Genomic DNA, 16,175 nt, shown 5'->3' on the forward strand with positions numbered 1-16,175 from the left:
CCGGTGATCGACGAGGGGGCGCTGCGCGAGCGGTGGCCGACGGCCTGGCCGAGCGTCGTGCGGCAGCTCGCCGCGCACTCCGGCTCGGTCGACGCGGGGGAGGAGCTCGCGGCCGAGGCCTTCGCGCGCGCCGTCGCGCACCCCGAGCCGATCGACGACCTCGTCGCCTGGTGCGCGACCGTCGGCCGCCGCGCGCACCTCGACCGCGTCCGCCGCGCCGCCGTGCGCGAGCGGGCGGCGCCCGAGCTCGCGCTGCGCGCCGAGGCGGCCGCCGAGCACGCGCCGCCGGGCGCAGGGGGCGTCGACGACCGCCTGGCGCTCCTGCACGTCGCATGCGACCCCGCGCTCGGGCTCGGCAGCCGCCTCGTGCTCGCGCTGCGGCTCGTGTGCGGGCTCGAGACAGGGCGGATCGCCTGGCACCTCGGGATCGACCCGCGGGCGGCCTCGGCGCGGCTCACGCGTGCGAAGCGGCAGCTCGCCGAGGCTGCGGGGGCGTTCCGCGTGCCGGACCGCGACGAGCGCGCGTCGCGCCTGCCGGCGGTGCTCGAGTGCATCGCCGCCGTGCACGCCGTCGGCCAGCGCGACGCCCTGCAGCCCGGGAGCCCCGCCGACGACCTGGGGCGCAGCGCGCTCACCCTCGCGGTCGCGGCCTCGCGCGACCAGCCGGAGGACGCGGAGGCGCGGGCGCTCGTGGCCGTCGTGCTGCTCGCGCTCGCGCGCAGACCGGGCCGCTTCGACGCCGAGGGCGTCGCGCTGCCGCTCGACGAGGTCGACCGCCGGCGCTGGGACCGCCGGCTGGCGCTCGCGGGCCTCGAGCGGGCCGCCGAGGTCGCCGGCACCGGCGGCCGCTTCGCGCTCGAGGCGTCGATCGCGGCGCTGCACGTCATGGCTCGAAGCCCGCGGGCGACCGACTGGCGCACGATCGTCGCGCTCCACGAGCAGCTGCTCGTCGTGCGGCCCTCCGCGGCGGCGCGCGTCGCCGCGGCGGTCGCGCGCGGGCGCCTCGCGCTGGAGGAGGGTGGCGACGGTGCGGATGTGGCGGCCGAGCCTGGCCGCGCTCGAGCACGACGGCCCCGCGGCCTCGCGGCGCGACGCCGCGCTGGCGCTCGCCGACCTCGACTGGCAGCGCGGCTGGCGCGCCGAGGCAGCCGCCCGCTACGAGCGGCTCGCCCCGGAGGCTCCCGGCGCCGCTCGCGGCGTTCGCCCGGCGCCGCATCCGCGAGGCCTGAGCCAGGACGCCCGCGCCGGGCGCCCGCTACTCGGCGGCCGGCTCGATGGTGACGAGCGGGTGGCCCGAGGGGATCGTCTGACCGACGGGCGCGTCGACGAACGTGATCGTGCCGTCGATGGGCGCCTGCAGCGGCTGCTCCATCTTCATGGCCTCGAGCACGACGAGCAGGTCGCCCGCGACGACCCGATCGCCCTCGGCGACCGCGGCCTTCACGACCGTCGCCTGCATCGGCGAGACGATCGCGCCGCTCGTGGCGCCCGAGAGCGCCGCGCGCGTGCGCCGCGGCGCGGGACCCTTCGCGTCCTTCGCGTCCGAGAAGAGGCGCTTCGGCATCGACACGGCGATGCGCTTGCCGTCGGCCTCGACGACCACCTCGCGGCGTGGCTCCGGCCCGCCGATCTCGCCCGGCTCGCCGCCCCACGCCGGCAGGTCGTTGTCGAACTCGGTCTCGATCCAGGAGGTGTAGACCGAGAAGGGCTCGCCGCCCTCGGGCGCGAACGCCGGGTGGTCGACGATGCGGCGGTGGAAGGGGAGCACGGTGGGCAGGCCGTCGACCTCGAACTCGGCGAGCGCCCGCCGCGAGCGCGCGAGCGCCTCCTCGCGCGTGCGGCCGGTGACGACGAGCTTCGCGAGCATCGAGTCGAAGTTGCCGCCGATGACGTCGCCCGCGACCACGCCGGAGTCGACGCGCACGCCCGGGCCCGAGGGGGCGCGGTAGATGCGCACGGGGCCGGGCTGCGGCATGAAGCCGGTGCCCGGGTCCTCGCCGTTGATGCGGAACTCGAAGGAGTGGCCGCGCACCTCGGGGTCGTCGTAGCCGAGCGCCTCGCCCTCGGCGATGCGGAACTGCTCGCGCACGAGGTCGATCCCCGTGACCTCCTCGGAGACGGGGTGCTCGACCTGCAGGCGCGTGTTGACCTCGAGGAACGAGATGGTGCCGTCGGCGCCGATGAGGAACTCGCACGTGCCCGCGCCCACATAGGCGGCGGCGCGGAGGATCGCCTTCGAGGCGCGGCGCAGCTCGGCCTCCTGCTCGGGGGTGACGAAGGGCGCGGGGGCCTCCTCGACGAGCTTCTGGTGGCGGCGCTGCAGCGAGCAGTCGCGGGTCGAGACGACGACGACGTTGCCGTGGGCGTCGGCGAGGCACTGGGTCTCGACGTGGCGGGGCTTGTCGAGGTACTTCTCGACGAAGCACTCGCCGCGGCCGAACGCCGCGATCGCCTCGCGCGTCGCGGAGTCGAACTGCTGCGCGACCTCGTCGCGGGTGCGGGCCACCTTGAGGCCGCGGCCGCCGCCGCCGAACGCCGCCTTGATGGCGACGGGCAGCCCGTGCTCGTCGACGAACTCGAGCACCTCGTCGGCGCCCTCGACGGGGTTGATCGTGCCGGGCGCGAGGGGCGCGCCGACCGACTCGGCGATGTGCCGCGCGGACACCTTGTCGCCCAGCTGCTCGATCGCCTCGGGGCTCGGGCCGATCCACGTGATGCCCGCCGCGATGACCGCGCGCGCGAAGTCGGCGTTCTCGGCGAGGAAGCCGTAGCCGGGGTGCACCGCGTCGGCGCCCGAGCGGCGCACGACCGAGAGGATCTTGTCGATCACGAGGTACGACTCGGCGCTCGTCGCGCCGTGCAGCGAGTACGCCTCGTCGGCGAGCTGCACGTGCTGCGCGTCGCGGTCCGGCTCCGCGTAGACGGCGACGGAGCCGATGCCTGCGTCCTTCGCGGCGCGGATGATGCGGACGGCGATCTCGCCGCGGTTGGCGATGAGGACCTTGGTGATGCGGGGCATGGTTCCCCAGCCTAGGCGGCGCAGCGTGCGCGACTCGGCAATCACCTCCACAGGATTCCGGCCGATCGTTGTGGAGACCTCCAACGCCACCAGGGCCCGAGGTGAGCGCTGCCCCATGAGGCCGCGCGACACGCGGCATCCTGCGCGGATCCGACCTCGATGCTTGGTGAGTGAGCGCTCACTCACCTAGCATCGCACCGTGACCCCTCGGATGAGCCAGGACGACCGGCGCGCGCAGATCCTCGACGCCGTGCTGCCCGTCGTCCTCGAGCGCGGGCTCGCCGTCACCTCGAAGCAGCTCGCCGAGGCGGCCGGCGTCGCCGAGGGCACGCTCTACAAGTCGTTCGGCGACAAGGAGTCGCTCCTGCGGGCGCTCGTCGCCCGCGAGGGGCGGCGCGAGGACGACGCGACCGCCTGGCTGCAGGCGGGCGGGGGCGAGGGCGCGACGCTCCACGAGCTCGTCGAGGGCATCGCCCTCCGCGGCATCGCGCAGTACGGCCGCCAGTTCCGCCTCTTCCAGATGCTCGGCGCCCTGATGCAGCATCCGACCGGCGAGGAGCTCGCCGAGTGGGAGCGCATGCTCGACCCGTGGATCGCGGCGCTCGCCGAGCGCGGCGACGAGCTCGGGCTCGCGCCCGACCGGGCCGCCTCGATCCTCCGCATGCTCGTCGTCGCCGCCTCGCACGAGGGCGGCTGGGGCGTCGCGATGCCGGCCGACGACGTCTGCCGCGTCTTCCTCCACGGCGTTGCCGCACCCGCGGCCGTGCCCGCCTGACCCCTCACCCCCGACCGCCGGGAAGGATCCGCCCATGCTGTGGACGCTCATGGTCCGCTCCGTGAAGCCGAGCTGGCTGCTGCTGCTCGGCGTCATCGTCTTCCAGTTCGTGCAGGCGCTGCTCTCGCTCATGCTGCCCACGATCAACGCCGACATCATCGACGAGGGCGTCCTCCAGGGCGACACCGCGACCATCTGGCGCCTCGGCGGCGAGATGCTCGGGATGAGCCTCGGGCAGGTGGTCGCGAACCTCCTCGCCATCCTGCTGGGCGCGCGCCTCGCGATGCGCGCGGGCCGCGACATGCGCGCCGAGGTCTTCGCGCGCGTCGGCGACTTCTCGGAGCAGGACGTGCAGCGCTTCGGCGCCGCGAGCCTCATCACCCGCACGACGAACGACGTGCAGCAGGTGCAGATGCTCATCCTCATGTCCTGCACGATGCTGCTCGCCGCGCCGCTGCTCGCGGTCGGCGGCATCGTCATGGCGATCCGCGCCGACGGCACGCTCGCCTGGCTGATCGCGGTCGTCGTGCCCGTGATGCTCGGCGTCATGCTGCTCGTCGTCGCGCGCCTCGTGCCGATCTTCCGGCTGCTGCAGGAGCGCATCGACCGCATCAACCGGGTGATGCGCGAGCAGCTCACGGGGATCCGCGTCGTGCGCGCCTTCGTGCAGGAGCCGCGCGAGCGCCGCCGCTTCGACGAGGCCAACGAGGGCGTCTACGACGCGATGCTGCGCACCGGCAACCTCTTCGTGCTGCTCTTCCCCGTCGTCATGCTCATCCTCAACGGCTCGTCGATCGCCGTCATCTGGTTCGGCGGCCAGCTCGTCGACGCCGGGGAGCTGCAGGTGGGCACCATGATGGCGTTCCTGCAGTACCTCATGCAGATCCTCATGGGCGTCATGATGGTGAGCTTCCTCACGATGATGATCCCGAGGGCCGCGGTCTCCGCGCGCCGGATCGGCGAGGTGCTCGGCACCGAGCCCTCGATCGAGCGCGGCGAGGGCGGTGCCGCGCCGGAGCCCGACGGCCGCGTCGTCTTCGACGACGTCACCTTCGCCTACCCGGGCGCCGACGAGCCCGTGCTGCGCGGCGTCTCCTTCACGGCCGAGCCCGGCCAGACGGTCGCGATCATCGGCTCCACGGGCGCCGGCAAGTCGACGGTCGTGGGCCTCCTCGCCCGCCTCTTCGACGTGACGGGCGGCGCCGTCCGGATCGGCGGCGTCGACGTGCGCGAGGCCGACGCCGAGGCGCTCTGGGCGCAGATCGGCCTCGTGCCGCAGCGCCCCTACCTCTTCTCGGGCACCGTCGCCTCGAACCTCCGCTACGGCGACCCCGAGGCGAGCGACGAGGAGCTGTGGCGCGCGCTCGAGACCGCGCAGGCCGCGGGCTTCGTGCGCGAGCGGGACGGGCAGCTGGAGTCGCCGATCGCCCAGGGCGGCACCGACGTCTCTGGCGGCCAGCGGCAGCGGCTCTCGATCGCGCGGGCGCTCGTCAAGCGGCCCGCGGTGCTCGTCTTCGACGACTCCTTCAGCGCCCTCGACCTCACGACCGACGCGCGGCTGCGGGCCGCGCTCGACCGCGACGCGGCAGGGGCCACCCGCATCGTCGTCGCCCAGCGCGTCTCGACGATCGTCGACGCGGACCGCATCGTCGTGCTCGACGACGGCAGGGTCGTGGGGCTCGGCACCCACGAGGAGCTGCTCGCCACGAACGACACCTACCGCGAGATCGCCGACTCGCAGATGGCAGTGGAGGCCTGAGCATGGCGCGCAAGGACACCCGCGGCACCGCCGCGGCACCCGTGGACGACACCCGGACCGAGGCCGAGCGCCTCGAGGAGGAGCAGGCGGAGGCCGCCCGCCAGGGCGCCGACGACTGGGGCCCGCCGCCCGGGCGGGCGAAGTCCTTCGGGCCGTCGATCAAGCGCCTGCTGGGCCTCCTGCACCCCTACCGCGCGCTCATGCTCGGCGTGCTCGCCGTCGGCGCGATCGGCGTCCTGCTGTCGGTGATCGGCCCGCGCATCCTCGGCGAGGCCACCAACCTCATCGTGCAGGGCCTCGTGCAGCGGCAGATGCCGGCCGGCCTCACGCAGGACCAGGTGGTCGAGGGCCTGCGGCAGCAGGGCCAGGACGAGTTCGCGAACATCATCGCCGCGATGCGGGGCTTCGAGCCCGGCGCCGGCATCGACTTCGAGGCGCTCGGCGGCATCCTGCTGCTCGTCATCGGCATCTACGCGCTCGCCTCGCTCTTCCAGTGGATCCAGGGCCGCACGATCAACGGCATCGTGCAGCGCACCGTGCGGGGCCTGCGCGAGCAGGTGGAGGAGAAGGTGCACCGCCTGCCGCTGTCGTACTACGACCGGACGCCGCGCGGCGAGCTGCTCAGCCGGCTCACGAACGACCTCGACAACGTCGGGCAGTCGATGTCGCAGACCATCTCGCAGATCGTCACCGGCGTGCTCTCGATCGTCGGCGTGCTCGTGATGATGCTCACGATCAACGTGTGGCTCGCGCTCATCGCGCTCATCTCGGTGCCGCTCACGGGCCTCATCGTCGGCGTCGTCATGGGCCGCGCCCAGTCGCTGTTCAAGGAGCAGTGGCGCCGCACGGGCCGCCTCAACGCGATCGTCGAGGAGACCTTCACGGGCCACGCGCTCGTCAAGGTGTTCGGCCGCGAGCGCGAGGTGCGCGAGCGCTTCCGCGAGGAGAACGAGGAGGTCTTCCAGGCCTCGTTCAAGGCGCAGTTCCTCTCTGGCCTCGTCTTCCCGCTCATGACCTTCGTCGGCAACGTCGGCTACGTGCTCGTCGCCGTCGCGGGCGGCCTGTTCGTGGCCGCGGGGCAGATCCGGGTGGGCGACGTGCAGGCGTTCATCCAGTACTCGCAGCAGTTCTCGCAGAACCTCGGGCAGATCGGCCAGACCTTCGCCATGGTGCAGTCGGGCGTCGCGAGCGCGGAGCGCGTCTTCGAGCTGCTCGACGCCGAGGAGGAGCCCTCGGACGCGGGCGGCGCGACGCCCGCACCGGGCGCCGGCCGCGTCGAGTTCGAGCGGGTGCGCTTCGCCTACTCGCCCGAGCGCCCGCTCATCGACGACCTCTCGCTCTCGGTCGAGCCCGGGCAGACGGTCGCGATCGTCGGGCCGACGGGCGCGGGCAAGACGACGCTCGTCAACCTCCTCATGCGCTTCTACGAGCTCGACGGCGGGCGCATCCTGCTCGACGGCGTCGACACGCGCACGATGACGCGGGACGCGCTGCGCAGCCAGACCGGCATGGTGCTGCAGGACACGTGGCTCTTCGGCGGCACGATCCGCGACAACATCGCCTACGGCCGCCCCGACGCGACCGAGGAGGAGATCCTCGAGGCGGCGCGCGCCACCTACGTCGACCGCTTCGTGCACTCGCTGCCCGAGGGCTACGACACCCTGATCGACGAGGACGCCTCGAACCTCTCGGCCGGCGAGAAGCAGCTCGTGACGATCGCGCGCGCGTTCCTCGCGCGGCCGAGCGTGCTCATCCTCGACGAGGCGACCTCGAGCGTCGACACCCGCACCGAGCTGCTGCTGCAGCACGCGATGGCGGCGCTGCGGAGCGACCGCACCTCGTTCGTGATCGCGCACCGGCTCTCGACGATCCGCGACGCCGACCTCATCCTCGTGATGGAGCGGGGCTCGATCGTCGAGCAGGGCTCGCACGACGAGCTCGTGGCGGCGCGCGGGGCATACTGGCGCCTGCTCAACGCGCAGTTCGAGCAGGCGGTCGCGGGCCTCGATCCGGAGGCCCCCGCGCCCGCGCAGCAGACCACCTGACCCGCGCCTCCCGCCCCACGCGCTGTGCGACCCGGCCGCGCGTGGGCGGTGCCGAGCGGAGGGGCGCGCGGGGTCAGGGGAGCGCGCGCCAGTGCTCGGCATCGTGCACGGCGACGCCGGACCAGCCGTCGGCGCCGCGGAGGGCCGCCACGATCGCGGCGAGCTCGGCGTCGAGCACGGCGCGGCCGTCGTCGGCGAAGGTCTCGTCGGGCGAGGCGCTCGGGAGGGTGTCGACGGCGATCCGCCAGGGCCGGCCGAGCCCGGCGAGCGCGGCGCGCGCGCCGGCGCTCGCGGCGAGCACGGCCGCGGCGCGGTCGCGATAGGCCATGAGCGTCACCGCGTCGGCGCTGCGCGCGACGCCCTCGAAGGATCGCGGGTGCTCGACCGCGAGCCAGGGCACGAGGTCGACCTCGACGGGCAGCGCCGTCGCTGCGGCGACCTGCCGCACGGCGCGCTCGAGGCCGAGGAGCAGGGCGCCCTCGCGGCCCGGCCAGTCGGTGCGCGTCCACGGCTCGACGTCGAGGTGGACGGCGTCGAAGAGGCCCTCGGCGGTCGCGCGCCGCGCCCACGCGACCGCGTGCGCCGCGCCCGCGGGCGCGTCCCCGGCCTCCGCGTCCGCGGCCTCCACGTCCCCGGCCTCAGCATCCGCGTCGGCCCAGCCCGGCTCGCCGCCGAGCGCGGCGACCCGCAGGCCGAGCCGGCGGAGCGCCGCGACGCACGCGCGCACCCGGGCATCCGGGCCCGACCAGGGCACGCTGACGAAGACCTCGTCGACGCGCTCGGCGGTCAGGTGCGCGACGAGGGCATCGAGGTCGAGGGGCCGATCGGGGTGCAGCCAGACCCAGGTCGCGCGCGCCACGCCCACGTCCGGAGCCCTGTGCCTAGGCCGTCGCGAGGCGCGGCCAGGCGACGCCCAGCTCGCGCGCGAGCCGGCGCACGGCGGGGATCGACATGCCGATCACCGTCGAGGGGTCGCCCGAGATGGAGTCGATGAAGGCGGCCCCGCGGCCGTCGATCGTGAAGGCGCCCGCCACCTGCAGCGGCTCGCCCGTGGCGACGTAGGCGTCGATCTCGGATTCGTCGATGTCGGCGGCGAAGCGCAGGCTCGTCGCGGTCGCGACGTGCGCGGAGTCCTCGATGCGGCCGCCGCGCACCCGCAGCATCGAGTGGCCCGAGTGCAGCACCGCCTCGCGGCCGCGCTGCTGCAGCCAGCGCTCGCGGGCTCGCTCGGGCGTGTGCGGCTTCCCGAGCATCGCGCCGTCGAGCTCGAGCGAGGAGTCGCCGCCGAGCACGAGGCCGTCGAAGCCCGTGAGCGGATCCTGGTCGAGCAGCGCCTCGGCCTTCGCGCGCGCGAGCAGCAGCACGTAGGCGTCGGGCGCGAGCGGGCCGTGCTCGGCCTCGTGCGCCTCGACGAGCAGGTCCTCGTCGACGTCGGTGGGGCGCACGACCGGCTCGATGCCCGCCTGCCGCAGCAGCGCGAGGCGGGCGGGGGAGGCGGAGGCGAGGATCAGCTGCACCCGTCGATCCTCGCATCCCGTCGTGTCCCGCGCCCGGCGCCGGATCCGCACGTCGGCGCGGGGCCGAGCGCGATGTGCGGTCGACGGCCCGCTCACGTGCTGATCCGGCCGAGCGGAGGCTCCGCCGGGTGGGAGGATGGGGACCATGCCCTCCGACATCCAGCCCGGTCAGATCGTCGAGCTCCAGATCGACAACGTCGCCCACGGCGGCCGCTTCGTCGGTCGCCACGGCGCCACCGACGGCGAGCGCGGCCGCGTCGTGTTCGTGCCCGACACGATCCCCGGCGAGCGCGTGCGCGCGCAGGTGGTGGAGGTCAAGAAGTCGTTCGCCTCGGCCGTCGCGCTCGAGGTGCTCGAGGCCTCGCCCGACCGCGTCGCCCACGTGTGGCCGGAGGCGTCGATCGAGCGCCGCCCGGCGGAGCGCGCCGGAGGGGCCGAGCTCGGCCACATCCTCCTCGCCCGACAGCGCGCGCTCAAGCAGCGCGTCCTCGAGGACGCCCTGCAGCGCACCGGCGGCATGACCCGCGAGGTGCCCGTGCAGGCCGCGCCCGGCGACGACGAGCGCGGCGGCCTCGGGTGGCGCACCCGCGTGCGCCTGCACGTCGACGACCGCGGCCGCCAGGGCCCCTTCGCGCCCCGCAGCCACGAGGTCGTGCCGGTCGAGGGCCTGCCGCTCGCGACCCGCGGCATCCAGCTGGCCGCGCAGCTCGACCAGCGCCTCCCCGGCGTCACGGCCGTCGACTACGTCGAGCGCTCCGACGGCGAGGTCGACGTCATCGCCTTCGAGGGCGAGCCCGACCGCGGGCGCACCGCCACGATCGTCGAGACCGTCGGCGAGCGCGCGTTCCAGCTCGACCGCGCCGGATTCTGGCAGGTGCACCGCGAGGCGCCCGGCGTGCTCACCGACGCCGTGCGGCGCGCGATCGACGTCGACCGCATCGACCCCGCCGGCTGGAACCTCGACCTCTACGGCGGCGTCGGCCTGTTCGCGGCGACCATCGCCGAGGCGCTCGGCGACCGCACGCGCATCACGAGCGTGGAGGCCGACGAGGTCGCCACCGACCACGCCGCCGAGAACCTCGCGGAGTGGCTGGGCGCCGTGGCCGAGACCGCACGCGTCGACCGCTGGCTGCAGGCCGTCGTCGACCGCGCGAGCCGCGCCGAGCGCGACCGCTTCGCCGCCGGCGTCGTCGTGCTCGACCCGCCGCGCGCGGGCGCCGGCCGCGAGGTCATCGAGCGGCTCGACGCGCTGCACCCCGCGCAGCTGGTCTACGTCGCCTGCGACCCCGTCGCGCTCGCGCGCGACGCGAAGCTGCTCGTCGACGCCGGCTGGGAGGTCGAGTCGCTGGAGGCGTTCGACCTGTTCCCGCACACCCACCACATGGAGGCGGTGGCCTCCTTCCGCAAGGCGTAACGGTTCGCCGGGCCCGGGACGGGCCCGGCGCTGGGGTCGCGGCGGAGGTCCGCAAGGACCTCCGCCCTCAGCTCCACCGCGCACACGCACCACATGGAGGCCGTCGCCTCCTGCACGGCGCAGCGGCTACGAAGCCCTGGTCTCAACCGGCTCAGCGGTTCGCCGAAGGGACTATCCGTTCGGCCGACCACTGACCCGGTTGAGGACGTGCGGCGGCGGGCTAGGCGCGGCGGGCGACGCCGCCGGAGGCCCGCGCCACGAGCCTGCGTGACGCCCGGCACGGCGGCCGCGCGCCAGAGCGCGCGCTGCGCCTCGAGCTCCACGCGCGTCGCGGGCGCGATCGCCGCGGCCGCGCGGCGGCCCCGCGCCTGCTCGCGCTCGACGACCGGCCGCCAGTCGCGGTCGAAGGCCGCGAGGCCCTCGCGCACGTCGCTCGGATGCTTCGCGTACGCAAGCTCGTCGGCCAGCCGCGCCGCGCCCGCGAGCGCGAGCGACGCGCCCTCGCCCGCCGCGAGCGAGACCGAGGCCGCCGCGTCGCCCAGCAGCACCGAGCGTCCGCGCACCCACGGCGCCACGCTCGTCTGCGCCACGGCCGCCACGTAGGGGTGCCGCACGGCGCGCACCGCGCGACGGCCGAGCACGCCCATCGCCGCGATCTCGCGCCGTGCATCCGCGGCCGCGACGCCGCGCAGCACCGCGAGGCCCGCCACCTCGCCGTCGCCGATCGGCGCCACGAGCAGCTGGCGGCCCAGCTCCACCTGCGAGGCCACGCGGCCCGAGAGGTCGGCGGCGAGCTGCGGATCCTCGCCCACCCACGCGACCGCCACGAGCTCGCCGAGCGGCCGCACGGCACCCGCATCGGCGCCCCAGACGAGCCGCCGCACCCGCGAGCCCACGCCGTCGGCGCCCACGAGCACGTCGCCCTCGAGCCGCCCGCCGTCCGAGAGCAGCACCGTGGCGCGCTCGCCGTCGTCGTGCGCCGTCTCCACCTGCGCGCCGCGCAGCACCCGCGCGCCCTCGGGCAGCGAGGCCTCGAGGGCCGCGACGAGCTCGGCGCGCAGCACCGTGAGCCAGCGCCCGTCGAGCGCGCGATCCTCGCCGATCGGGGCGCGGCCGCGCACGCGCCCCGCGGCGTCGACGGCGCGCAGCTCGGCGAACGACTCCGCGCGCTCCGCGATCGCCGCGAGCACGCCCAGCTCCTCGGCGGCGTCGTAGCCGAAGCCGCGGATGTCGAGCAGGTAGCCCGCGCGGCGGGGCGCGGGGGCGCGCTCCACGACGTCGACCGTCCAGCCGTCGCGCGCGAGCCGCCCGGCGAGGGCAAGGCCCGCCACGCCGGCTCCCGAGACGATCGCGTGCATGCATGGACGCTAGCCGCCCGGGCTGAGCGGGAGCGCCGCACGCCCGGCGCGAGCCGAGGTGCGCCCCGGACCGAGCAGCCGCATGCGCCGGGCCTCAGCGCAGCAGGTCGAGCAGCGCCCGCTCCCGCGCCCCGCGCAGGCCGATCGTCTCCCCGTCCTCGAAGCGCGCGAAGACCTCCGGGTCGATGTAGGACGCCCGCGCGACCGTGGGCGTGTTCCCGAGCGCCTCGGCCGCCTCGTCGACCGCGGCCTTCATCGCGCGCTTCCGCTCGGCCGCCGTGCCCACCTCGCGGGCGCGCGCGAGCGCGACCGCGGCGACGATCGTGCCGTGCAGGGTGCGGAAGTCCTTCGCGGTGAACTCGCCGCCCGTCGCCTCCTTCACCGCGGCGTTCAGCGACGCGTCGCGCAGCGGGTGCGCGCCCTCCTCGTCGCGCCAGGCCAGCAGGCGCGAGCGCGCGGAGCGGCCGGCCTTCAGGTCCTCGATGCAGCGCGCGAGCGGGCCGTCCTCGATCGTCGTGTCGAAGCGCTGCCCCGACTTCGCGGGGAACTTCAGCCGGATCGCGTCGCCCGTCACGGTCGCGTGCCGGCACAGCAGCGTCATGAGGCCGTGCGAGCCGTGCTCCTCGGCGTAGGCGTCGCCGCCCGCGCGGATCGCGACGAGGTCGAGCAGGCGCAGCGCCGCGGCGAGCACCCGCTCGCGCGGCAGGGCCTCGAGCGCGAGCTCTCGCGTCACGCGCCGCCGCATCGCGGGCAGCGCCTCCGCGAGGTCGAGCGCGCGCTCGTGCTTCATCCGGTCGCGGCGCTCGCGCCAGGCCTCGTGGTAGCGGTACTGCGTGCGGCCGGCGTCGTCGACGCCGATCGCCTGGATGTGCGCGCGCTCGTCGGCGGCGATCCACACGTCCCTCCAGGCCGGCGGGATGGCGAGCGCCTGCGCGCGCTCGCGATCGGCGACCGAGACCGGGCGCCCGCTGTCGTGCCGGAACGACCAGCCGGAGCCCGACCTCCGACGGCGGATGCCCGGGTCCTCGTTCGGCGTCGCGCGCCGCAGCCTCACCATGCCGGCGATGCTAGACCGCGACGGGGGACAGGAGGCTGGGCGTCAGTCGGCCTTCCAGCGGCCGCCCTCGGCGCTGCGCGACTTCGACTGCCACTCGCTCTCGGTGTCGAGCACGCGCCGGTGCTTCGTCTCCGCCCACTCGTCGGCGAGCCCCACGAGCACCGCCTCGACGGCGGCGCGCTCCTCAGCGGTCGGCGAGCCGCCGACGACCTCGAGGATGGGGCGGTCGTCGCGCGGCTCGGTGGCGGCGGGGTCGTTCACAGCGGGATGTTCCCGTGCTTGCGCTCCGGCCGCTGCACGCGCTTCGTGCGCAGCGCGCGGAACGCGCGCGTCACGGCCACGCGGGTCTCGGCCGGCTCGATGATGCCGTCGAGCTCGCCGCGCTCGGCCGCGAGGAACGGCGAGGCCACGTTGTAGGTGTACTCGCTCGCGAGGCGCGAGCGCACCGCGGCGACGTCCTCGCCCGCGGCCTCGGCCTCCTTGATCTCGGTGCGGTAGAGGATGTTCACGGCGCCCTGGCCGCCCATGACCGCGATCTCGGCCGAGGGCCACGCGATGTTGATGTCGGCGCCGAGCTGCTTCGAGCCCATCACGATGTAGGCGCCGCCGTAGGCCTTGCGCGTGATGACCGTGACCATCGGCACGGTCGCCTCCGCGTAGGCGTAGAGCAGCTTCGCGCCGCGGCGGATGACGCCCGACCACTCCTGGTCGGTGCCGGGCAGGTAGCCGGGCACGTCGACGACCGTGAGGATGGGGATCGAGAAGGAGTCGCAGAAGCGCACGAAGCGCGCGGCCTTCTCGCCCGCCTCGATGTTGAGCGTGCCCGCCATCTGCTTCGGCTGGTTCGCGATCACGCCGATCGTGCGGCCCTCGAGGCGGCCGAAGCCGATGACGATGTTGGGCGCGTAGAGCGGCTGCACCTCGAGGAACTCGCGGTCGTCCATGAGCGTCTCGATGATCGTCAGCACGTCGTAGGGCTGGTTCGGCGAGTCGGGGATGACCGTGTTGAGGCGGCGGTCGGCGTCGTTCACGACCCGCTCGGCCGTGTGGTCGTAGGCCGGCACCTCCGACTGGTTGTTGTCGGGGAGGTAGGCGAGGAGCGCCCGCACGTAGTCGAGCGCGTCGTCCTCGTCGGCGGCCAGGTAGTGGCTGACGCCCGAGACGGTGTTGTGGGTGCGGCCGCCGCCGAGCTCCTCGAAGCCGACCTCCTCGCCCGTGACCGTCTTGATGACGTCGGGGCCGGTGACGAACATGTGGCTCGACTTGTCGACCATGACGACGAAGTCGGTGAGGGCGGGGGAGTAGACCGCGCCGCCGGCCGCGGGGCCCATGACGATCGAGATCTGCGGGATGACACCGGAGGCAGCCGTGTTGCGGCGGAAGATCTCGCCGTACTTGCCGAGCGCGACCACACCCTCCTGGATGCGCGCGCCGCCCGAGTCGAGCATGCCGACGATGGGCACGCCCACCTTCATCGCGTAGTCCTGGATCTTGATGATCTTCTCGCCCGCGACCTCGCCGAGCGAGCCGCCGAAGGTCGTGAAGTCCTGCGCGTAGACCGCGACGCGGCGGCCGTGGACGGTGCCGATGCCCGTGACGACCGCGTCGCCGTAGGGGCGGTTCGCCTCCATGCCGAAGGCGCTCGTGCGGTGGCGCACGTAGGCGTCGAACTCGACGAACGAGCCCTGGTCGACGAACTGCTCGATGCGCTCGCGGGCCGTCTTCTTGCCCTTCGCGCCCTGCTTGTCGCGGGCCTTCGCCTCCTTGTCGGTCACCGCCTCGCGGTGGCGGTCGCGGAGATCGGCGATGCGCGACGCCGTCGTCGATGCGGGCACGGCTGCAGTGGTCTCGTCGGTCACGGCTACGAGCCTAGACGCCGCCCCATGCCAGTCGTTTGTGGACTCCCACAGCGTCCTGGGCCGAACCTCAGGCGGATCCCTCCAGGCTTCCGGTGCGCGGACGCGCCGCCGCCTAGCCTGGTCGCATGCTCTTCCCCGGCGCAGCCCGCATCGCGACCGTCATCGAGCTCGGGGCCGTCGGCTCGACCTTCGACGCCGTCGACGAGCGCGCCGACCACCTCACCACCTGGGCCACGCTCGACCAGCGCGCCGGGCGCGGCAGGCTCGGCCGCGAGTGGGTCTCGCCCGCCGGCAAGTGCCTCGCCGCCACCGTGCTCGTGCGCACGAAGGGCCTCTCCGAGGAGGCGGTCGGCTGGCTGCCGCTCGCCGCGGGCCTCGCGCTCGCCGATGCCCTCGACCCGCTCGTCGCCGACCGCGCTCGCATCAAGTGGCCGAACGACGTGCTCGTCGAGGGCAGGAAGGTCGCCGGGATCCTCTGCGAGCGCCGCACCACGGGCGTCGCCGTGGGGTTCGGCGTCAACCTGACCCTCACGCGCGCGGAGCTGCCGACCGACGCCGCGACCTCCCTCACGCTCGAGGGGGCCGACGCGACCGCGACGGTGCTCGCCGACTGCGTGCTCGCGCACGTCGTGCGCTCGCTCGGCGACCTGCTGCCCGCGCTCGGCTCCGAGCCGCTGCGCGCCGCCGTGGCCTCGCAGCTCGCCACGATCGGCCGCGACGTGCGGGTGACGCTGCCCGCGGGCGAGCTGCGCGGCCGCGCGGTCGGCCTCGGGCCGCACGGCGAGCTGCAGGTCGAATCCGAGGGCGAGATCGTCGACGTGCGGGCCGGTGACGTCGTCCACGTCCGCTGATCCGGCATGATCGTCGCGTGCCAGCCGGGGAGGAGCGCGTGATCGCGCGCATGCGACCGCATGCGCGGGTCCTCGTCGTGCCCGTGCTCGTGCTCTGGGCGGCGATCGGGCTCGGCACCCTGCTCGTCGACCGCGTCGACTGGCCGCTGTGGAACACCGCGGTCTGGACGGTCGCGGGCCTCGTCGTCGCGCTGCTCACGGTCGTGCCGACGCTCGCGTGGCTCTCGCGCGGCTTCGTCTTCACGACCGAGCGCGTCGTCATCCGCTCGGGCTTCGGCGGCACGCGGCGGGAGACGATGCTCTCGCGCGTGCACGACGTGACGGTGCGCCGCCGCGGGCTGCAGGCGCTCTTCGGTGCCGGCGACGTGCTGCTCTCGACGGGCGGCGACCGCGCCGTCGTGCTCGCCGACGTGCCGCTCGCGTCGCTCGTGCAGCGCATGCTCTCGGAGCAGCTCGGCGCGCGGGGGATCGCGATGCCGGAGCCCCCGCCCGGCCGCTGACCCCGCCGCCGTCGTCGTGCG

13 protein-coding genes and 1 pseudogene are annotated in these 16,175 nt (G+C 74.9%); 7 read left to right on the forward strand and 7 right to left on the reverse strand.

Going from position 1 to position 16,175, the window contains the following annotated elements; genetic code table 11:
• The first annotated feature begins 3 nt into the window (after positions 1 to 3).
• Positions 4 to 1,281, forward strand: coding sequence for a DUF6596 domain-containing protein (locus OVA14_RS07575; protein WP_267503321.1), 1,278 nt, complete (start codon positions 4 to 6; stop codon positions 1,279 to 1,281).
• Here the strand turns inward: OVA14_RS07575 and OVA14_RS07580 are convergent.
• On the reverse strand, positions 1,256 to 3,019 hold the full coding sequence (locus OVA14_RS07580; protein WP_267503322.1) for an acetyl/propionyl/methylcrotonyl-CoA carboxylase subunit alpha: 1,764 nt from the start codon (positions 3,017 to 3,019) through the stop codon (positions 1,256 to 1,258). The genes OVA14_RS07575 and OVA14_RS07580 overlap by 26 nt on opposite strands.
• 199 nt (positions 3,020 to 3,218) lie before the next feature.
• Here OVA14_RS07580 and OVA14_RS07585 point away from each other — a divergent pair, with 199 nt between their 5' ends.
• The 3 genes from OVA14_RS07585 to OVA14_RS07595 are packed head-to-tail and all read left to right on the forward strand — an operon-like array spanning position 3,219 to position 7,598.
• A complete protein-coding gene (locus OVA14_RS07585) occupies positions 3,219 to 3,794 on the forward strand; it encodes a TetR/AcrR family transcriptional regulator (RefSeq protein WP_267503323.1) in 576 nt (191 codons plus the stop codon).
• A gap of 34 nt (positions 3,795 to 3,828) precedes the next feature.
• Positions 3,829 to 5,553 (forward strand): ABC transporter ATP-binding protein, encoded by a 1,725-nt coding sequence (locus OVA14_RS07590; protein WP_267503324.1) that lies wholly within the window; start codon positions 3,829 to 3,831, stop codon positions 5,551 to 5,553.
• Positions 5,554 to 5,555: 2 nt separating this feature from the next.
• Entirely contained in the window at positions 5,556 to 7,598 is a 2,043-nt protein-coding gene (locus OVA14_RS07595) for an ABC transporter ATP-binding protein (protein WP_267503325.1), read from the forward strand.
• A 73-nt stretch (positions 7,599 to 7,671) separates the two neighbouring features.
• Here the strand turns inward: OVA14_RS07595 and OVA14_RS07600 are convergent, their stop codons facing one another.
• Positions 7,672 to 8,463, reverse strand: a complete 792-nt coding sequence (locus tag OVA14_RS07600) for a hypothetical protein (protein WP_267503326.1) — start codon at positions 8,461 to 8,463, stop codon at positions 7,672 to 7,674.
• Positions 8,464 to 8,479: 16 nt separating this feature from the next.
• A complete protein-coding gene (locus tag OVA14_RS07605; protein ID WP_267503327.1) occupies positions 8,480 to 9,115 on the reverse strand; it encodes a Maf family protein in 636 nt (211 codons plus the stop codon).
• 145 nt (positions 9,116 to 9,260) lie between these two features.
• Between OVA14_RS07605 and OVA14_RS07610 the strand changes: the two genes are divergently transcribed.
• Positions 9,261 to 10,529, forward strand: coding sequence for a class I SAM-dependent RNA methyltransferase (locus tag OVA14_RS07610; RefSeq protein WP_267503328.1), 1,269 nt, complete (start codon positions 9,261 to 9,263; stop codon positions 10,527 to 10,529).
• Positions 10,530 to 11,413: 884 nt separating this feature from the next.
• Here the strand turns inward: OVA14_RS07610 and OVA14_RS07615 are convergent.
• The 4 genes and pseudogenes from OVA14_RS07615 to OVA14_RS07630 all read right to left on the reverse strand — a co-directional run.
• A pseudogene (locus OVA14_RS07615) lies at positions 11,414 to 11,887 on the reverse strand (FAD-dependent monooxygenase); the annotation flags it as partial.
• Between the two features lie 94 nt (positions 11,888 to 11,981).
• Positions 11,982 to 12,944, reverse strand: a complete 963-nt coding sequence (locus OVA14_RS07620) for a DNA topoisomerase IB (RefSeq protein WP_267503329.1) — start codon at positions 12,942 to 12,944, stop codon at positions 11,982 to 11,984.
• A 42-nt stretch (positions 12,945 to 12,986) separates the two neighbouring features.
• The gene (locus OVA14_RS07625) at positions 12,987 to 13,205 is read right to left on the reverse strand and encodes an acyl-CoA carboxylase subunit epsilon (RefSeq protein ID WP_267503330.1); all 219 of its coding nucleotides are present in this window, start codon (positions 13,203 to 13,205) and stop codon (positions 12,987 to 12,989) included.
• Positions 13,202 to 14,803, reverse strand: a complete 1,602-nt coding sequence (locus OVA14_RS07630) for an acyl-CoA carboxylase subunit beta (RefSeq protein WP_267503331.1) — start codon at positions 14,801 to 14,803, stop codon at positions 13,202 to 13,204. The genes OVA14_RS07625 and OVA14_RS07630 overlap by 4 nt, the downstream gene beginning before the upstream one ends.
• Before the next feature lie 125 nt (positions 14,804 to 14,928).
• Between OVA14_RS07630 and OVA14_RS07635 the strand changes: the two genes are divergently transcribed.
• Both OVA14_RS07635 and OVA14_RS07640 read left to right on the forward strand, forming a co-directional pair.
• Positions 14,929 to 15,654, forward strand: a complete 726-nt coding sequence (locus OVA14_RS07635) for a biotin--[acetyl-CoA-carboxylase] ligase (RefSeq protein ID WP_267503332.1) — start codon at positions 14,929 to 14,931, stop codon at positions 15,652 to 15,654.
• A 17-nt stretch (positions 15,655 to 15,671) separates the two neighbouring features.
• A complete protein-coding gene (locus tag OVA14_RS07640) occupies positions 15,672 to 16,154 on the forward strand; it encodes a PH domain-containing protein (protein WP_267503333.1) in 483 nt (160 codons plus the stop codon).
• Positions 16,155 to 16,175 lie beyond the last annotated feature (21 nt).

Source organism: Agrococcus sp. SL85 (assembly GCF_026625845.1).
In the GTDB taxonomy this organism is placed as follows: Bacteria; Actinomycetota; Actinomycetes; order Actinomycetales; family Microbacteriaceae; genus Agrococcus.

Bases quoted from the DNA above. Each gene is read 5' to 3' on its own strand.
- OVA14_RS07580 (WP_267503322.1), bottom strand. From the start codon at position 3,019: ATGCCCCGCATCACCAAGGTCCTCATCGCCAACCGCGGCGAGATCGCC.
- OVA14_RS07590 (WP_267503324.1), top strand. From the start codon at position 3,829: ATGCTGTGGACGCTCATGGTCCGCTCCGTGAAGCCGAGCTGGCTGCTG.
- OVA14_RS07595 (WP_267503325.1), top strand. From the start codon at position 5,556: ATGGCGCGCAAGGACACCCGCGGCACCGCCGCGGCACCCGTGGACGAC.
- OVA14_RS07610 (WP_267503328.1), top strand. From the start codon at position 9,261: ATGCCCTCCGACATCCAGCCCGGTCAGATCGTCGAGCTCCAGATCGAC.
- OVA14_RS07620 (WP_267503329.1), bottom strand. From the start codon at position 12,944: ATGGTGAGGCTGCGGCGCGCGACGCCGAACGAGGACCCGGGCATCCGC.
- OVA14_RS07635 (WP_267503332.1), top strand. From the start codon at position 14,929: ATGCTCTTCCCCGGCGCAGCCCGCATCGCGACCGTCATCGAGCTCGGG.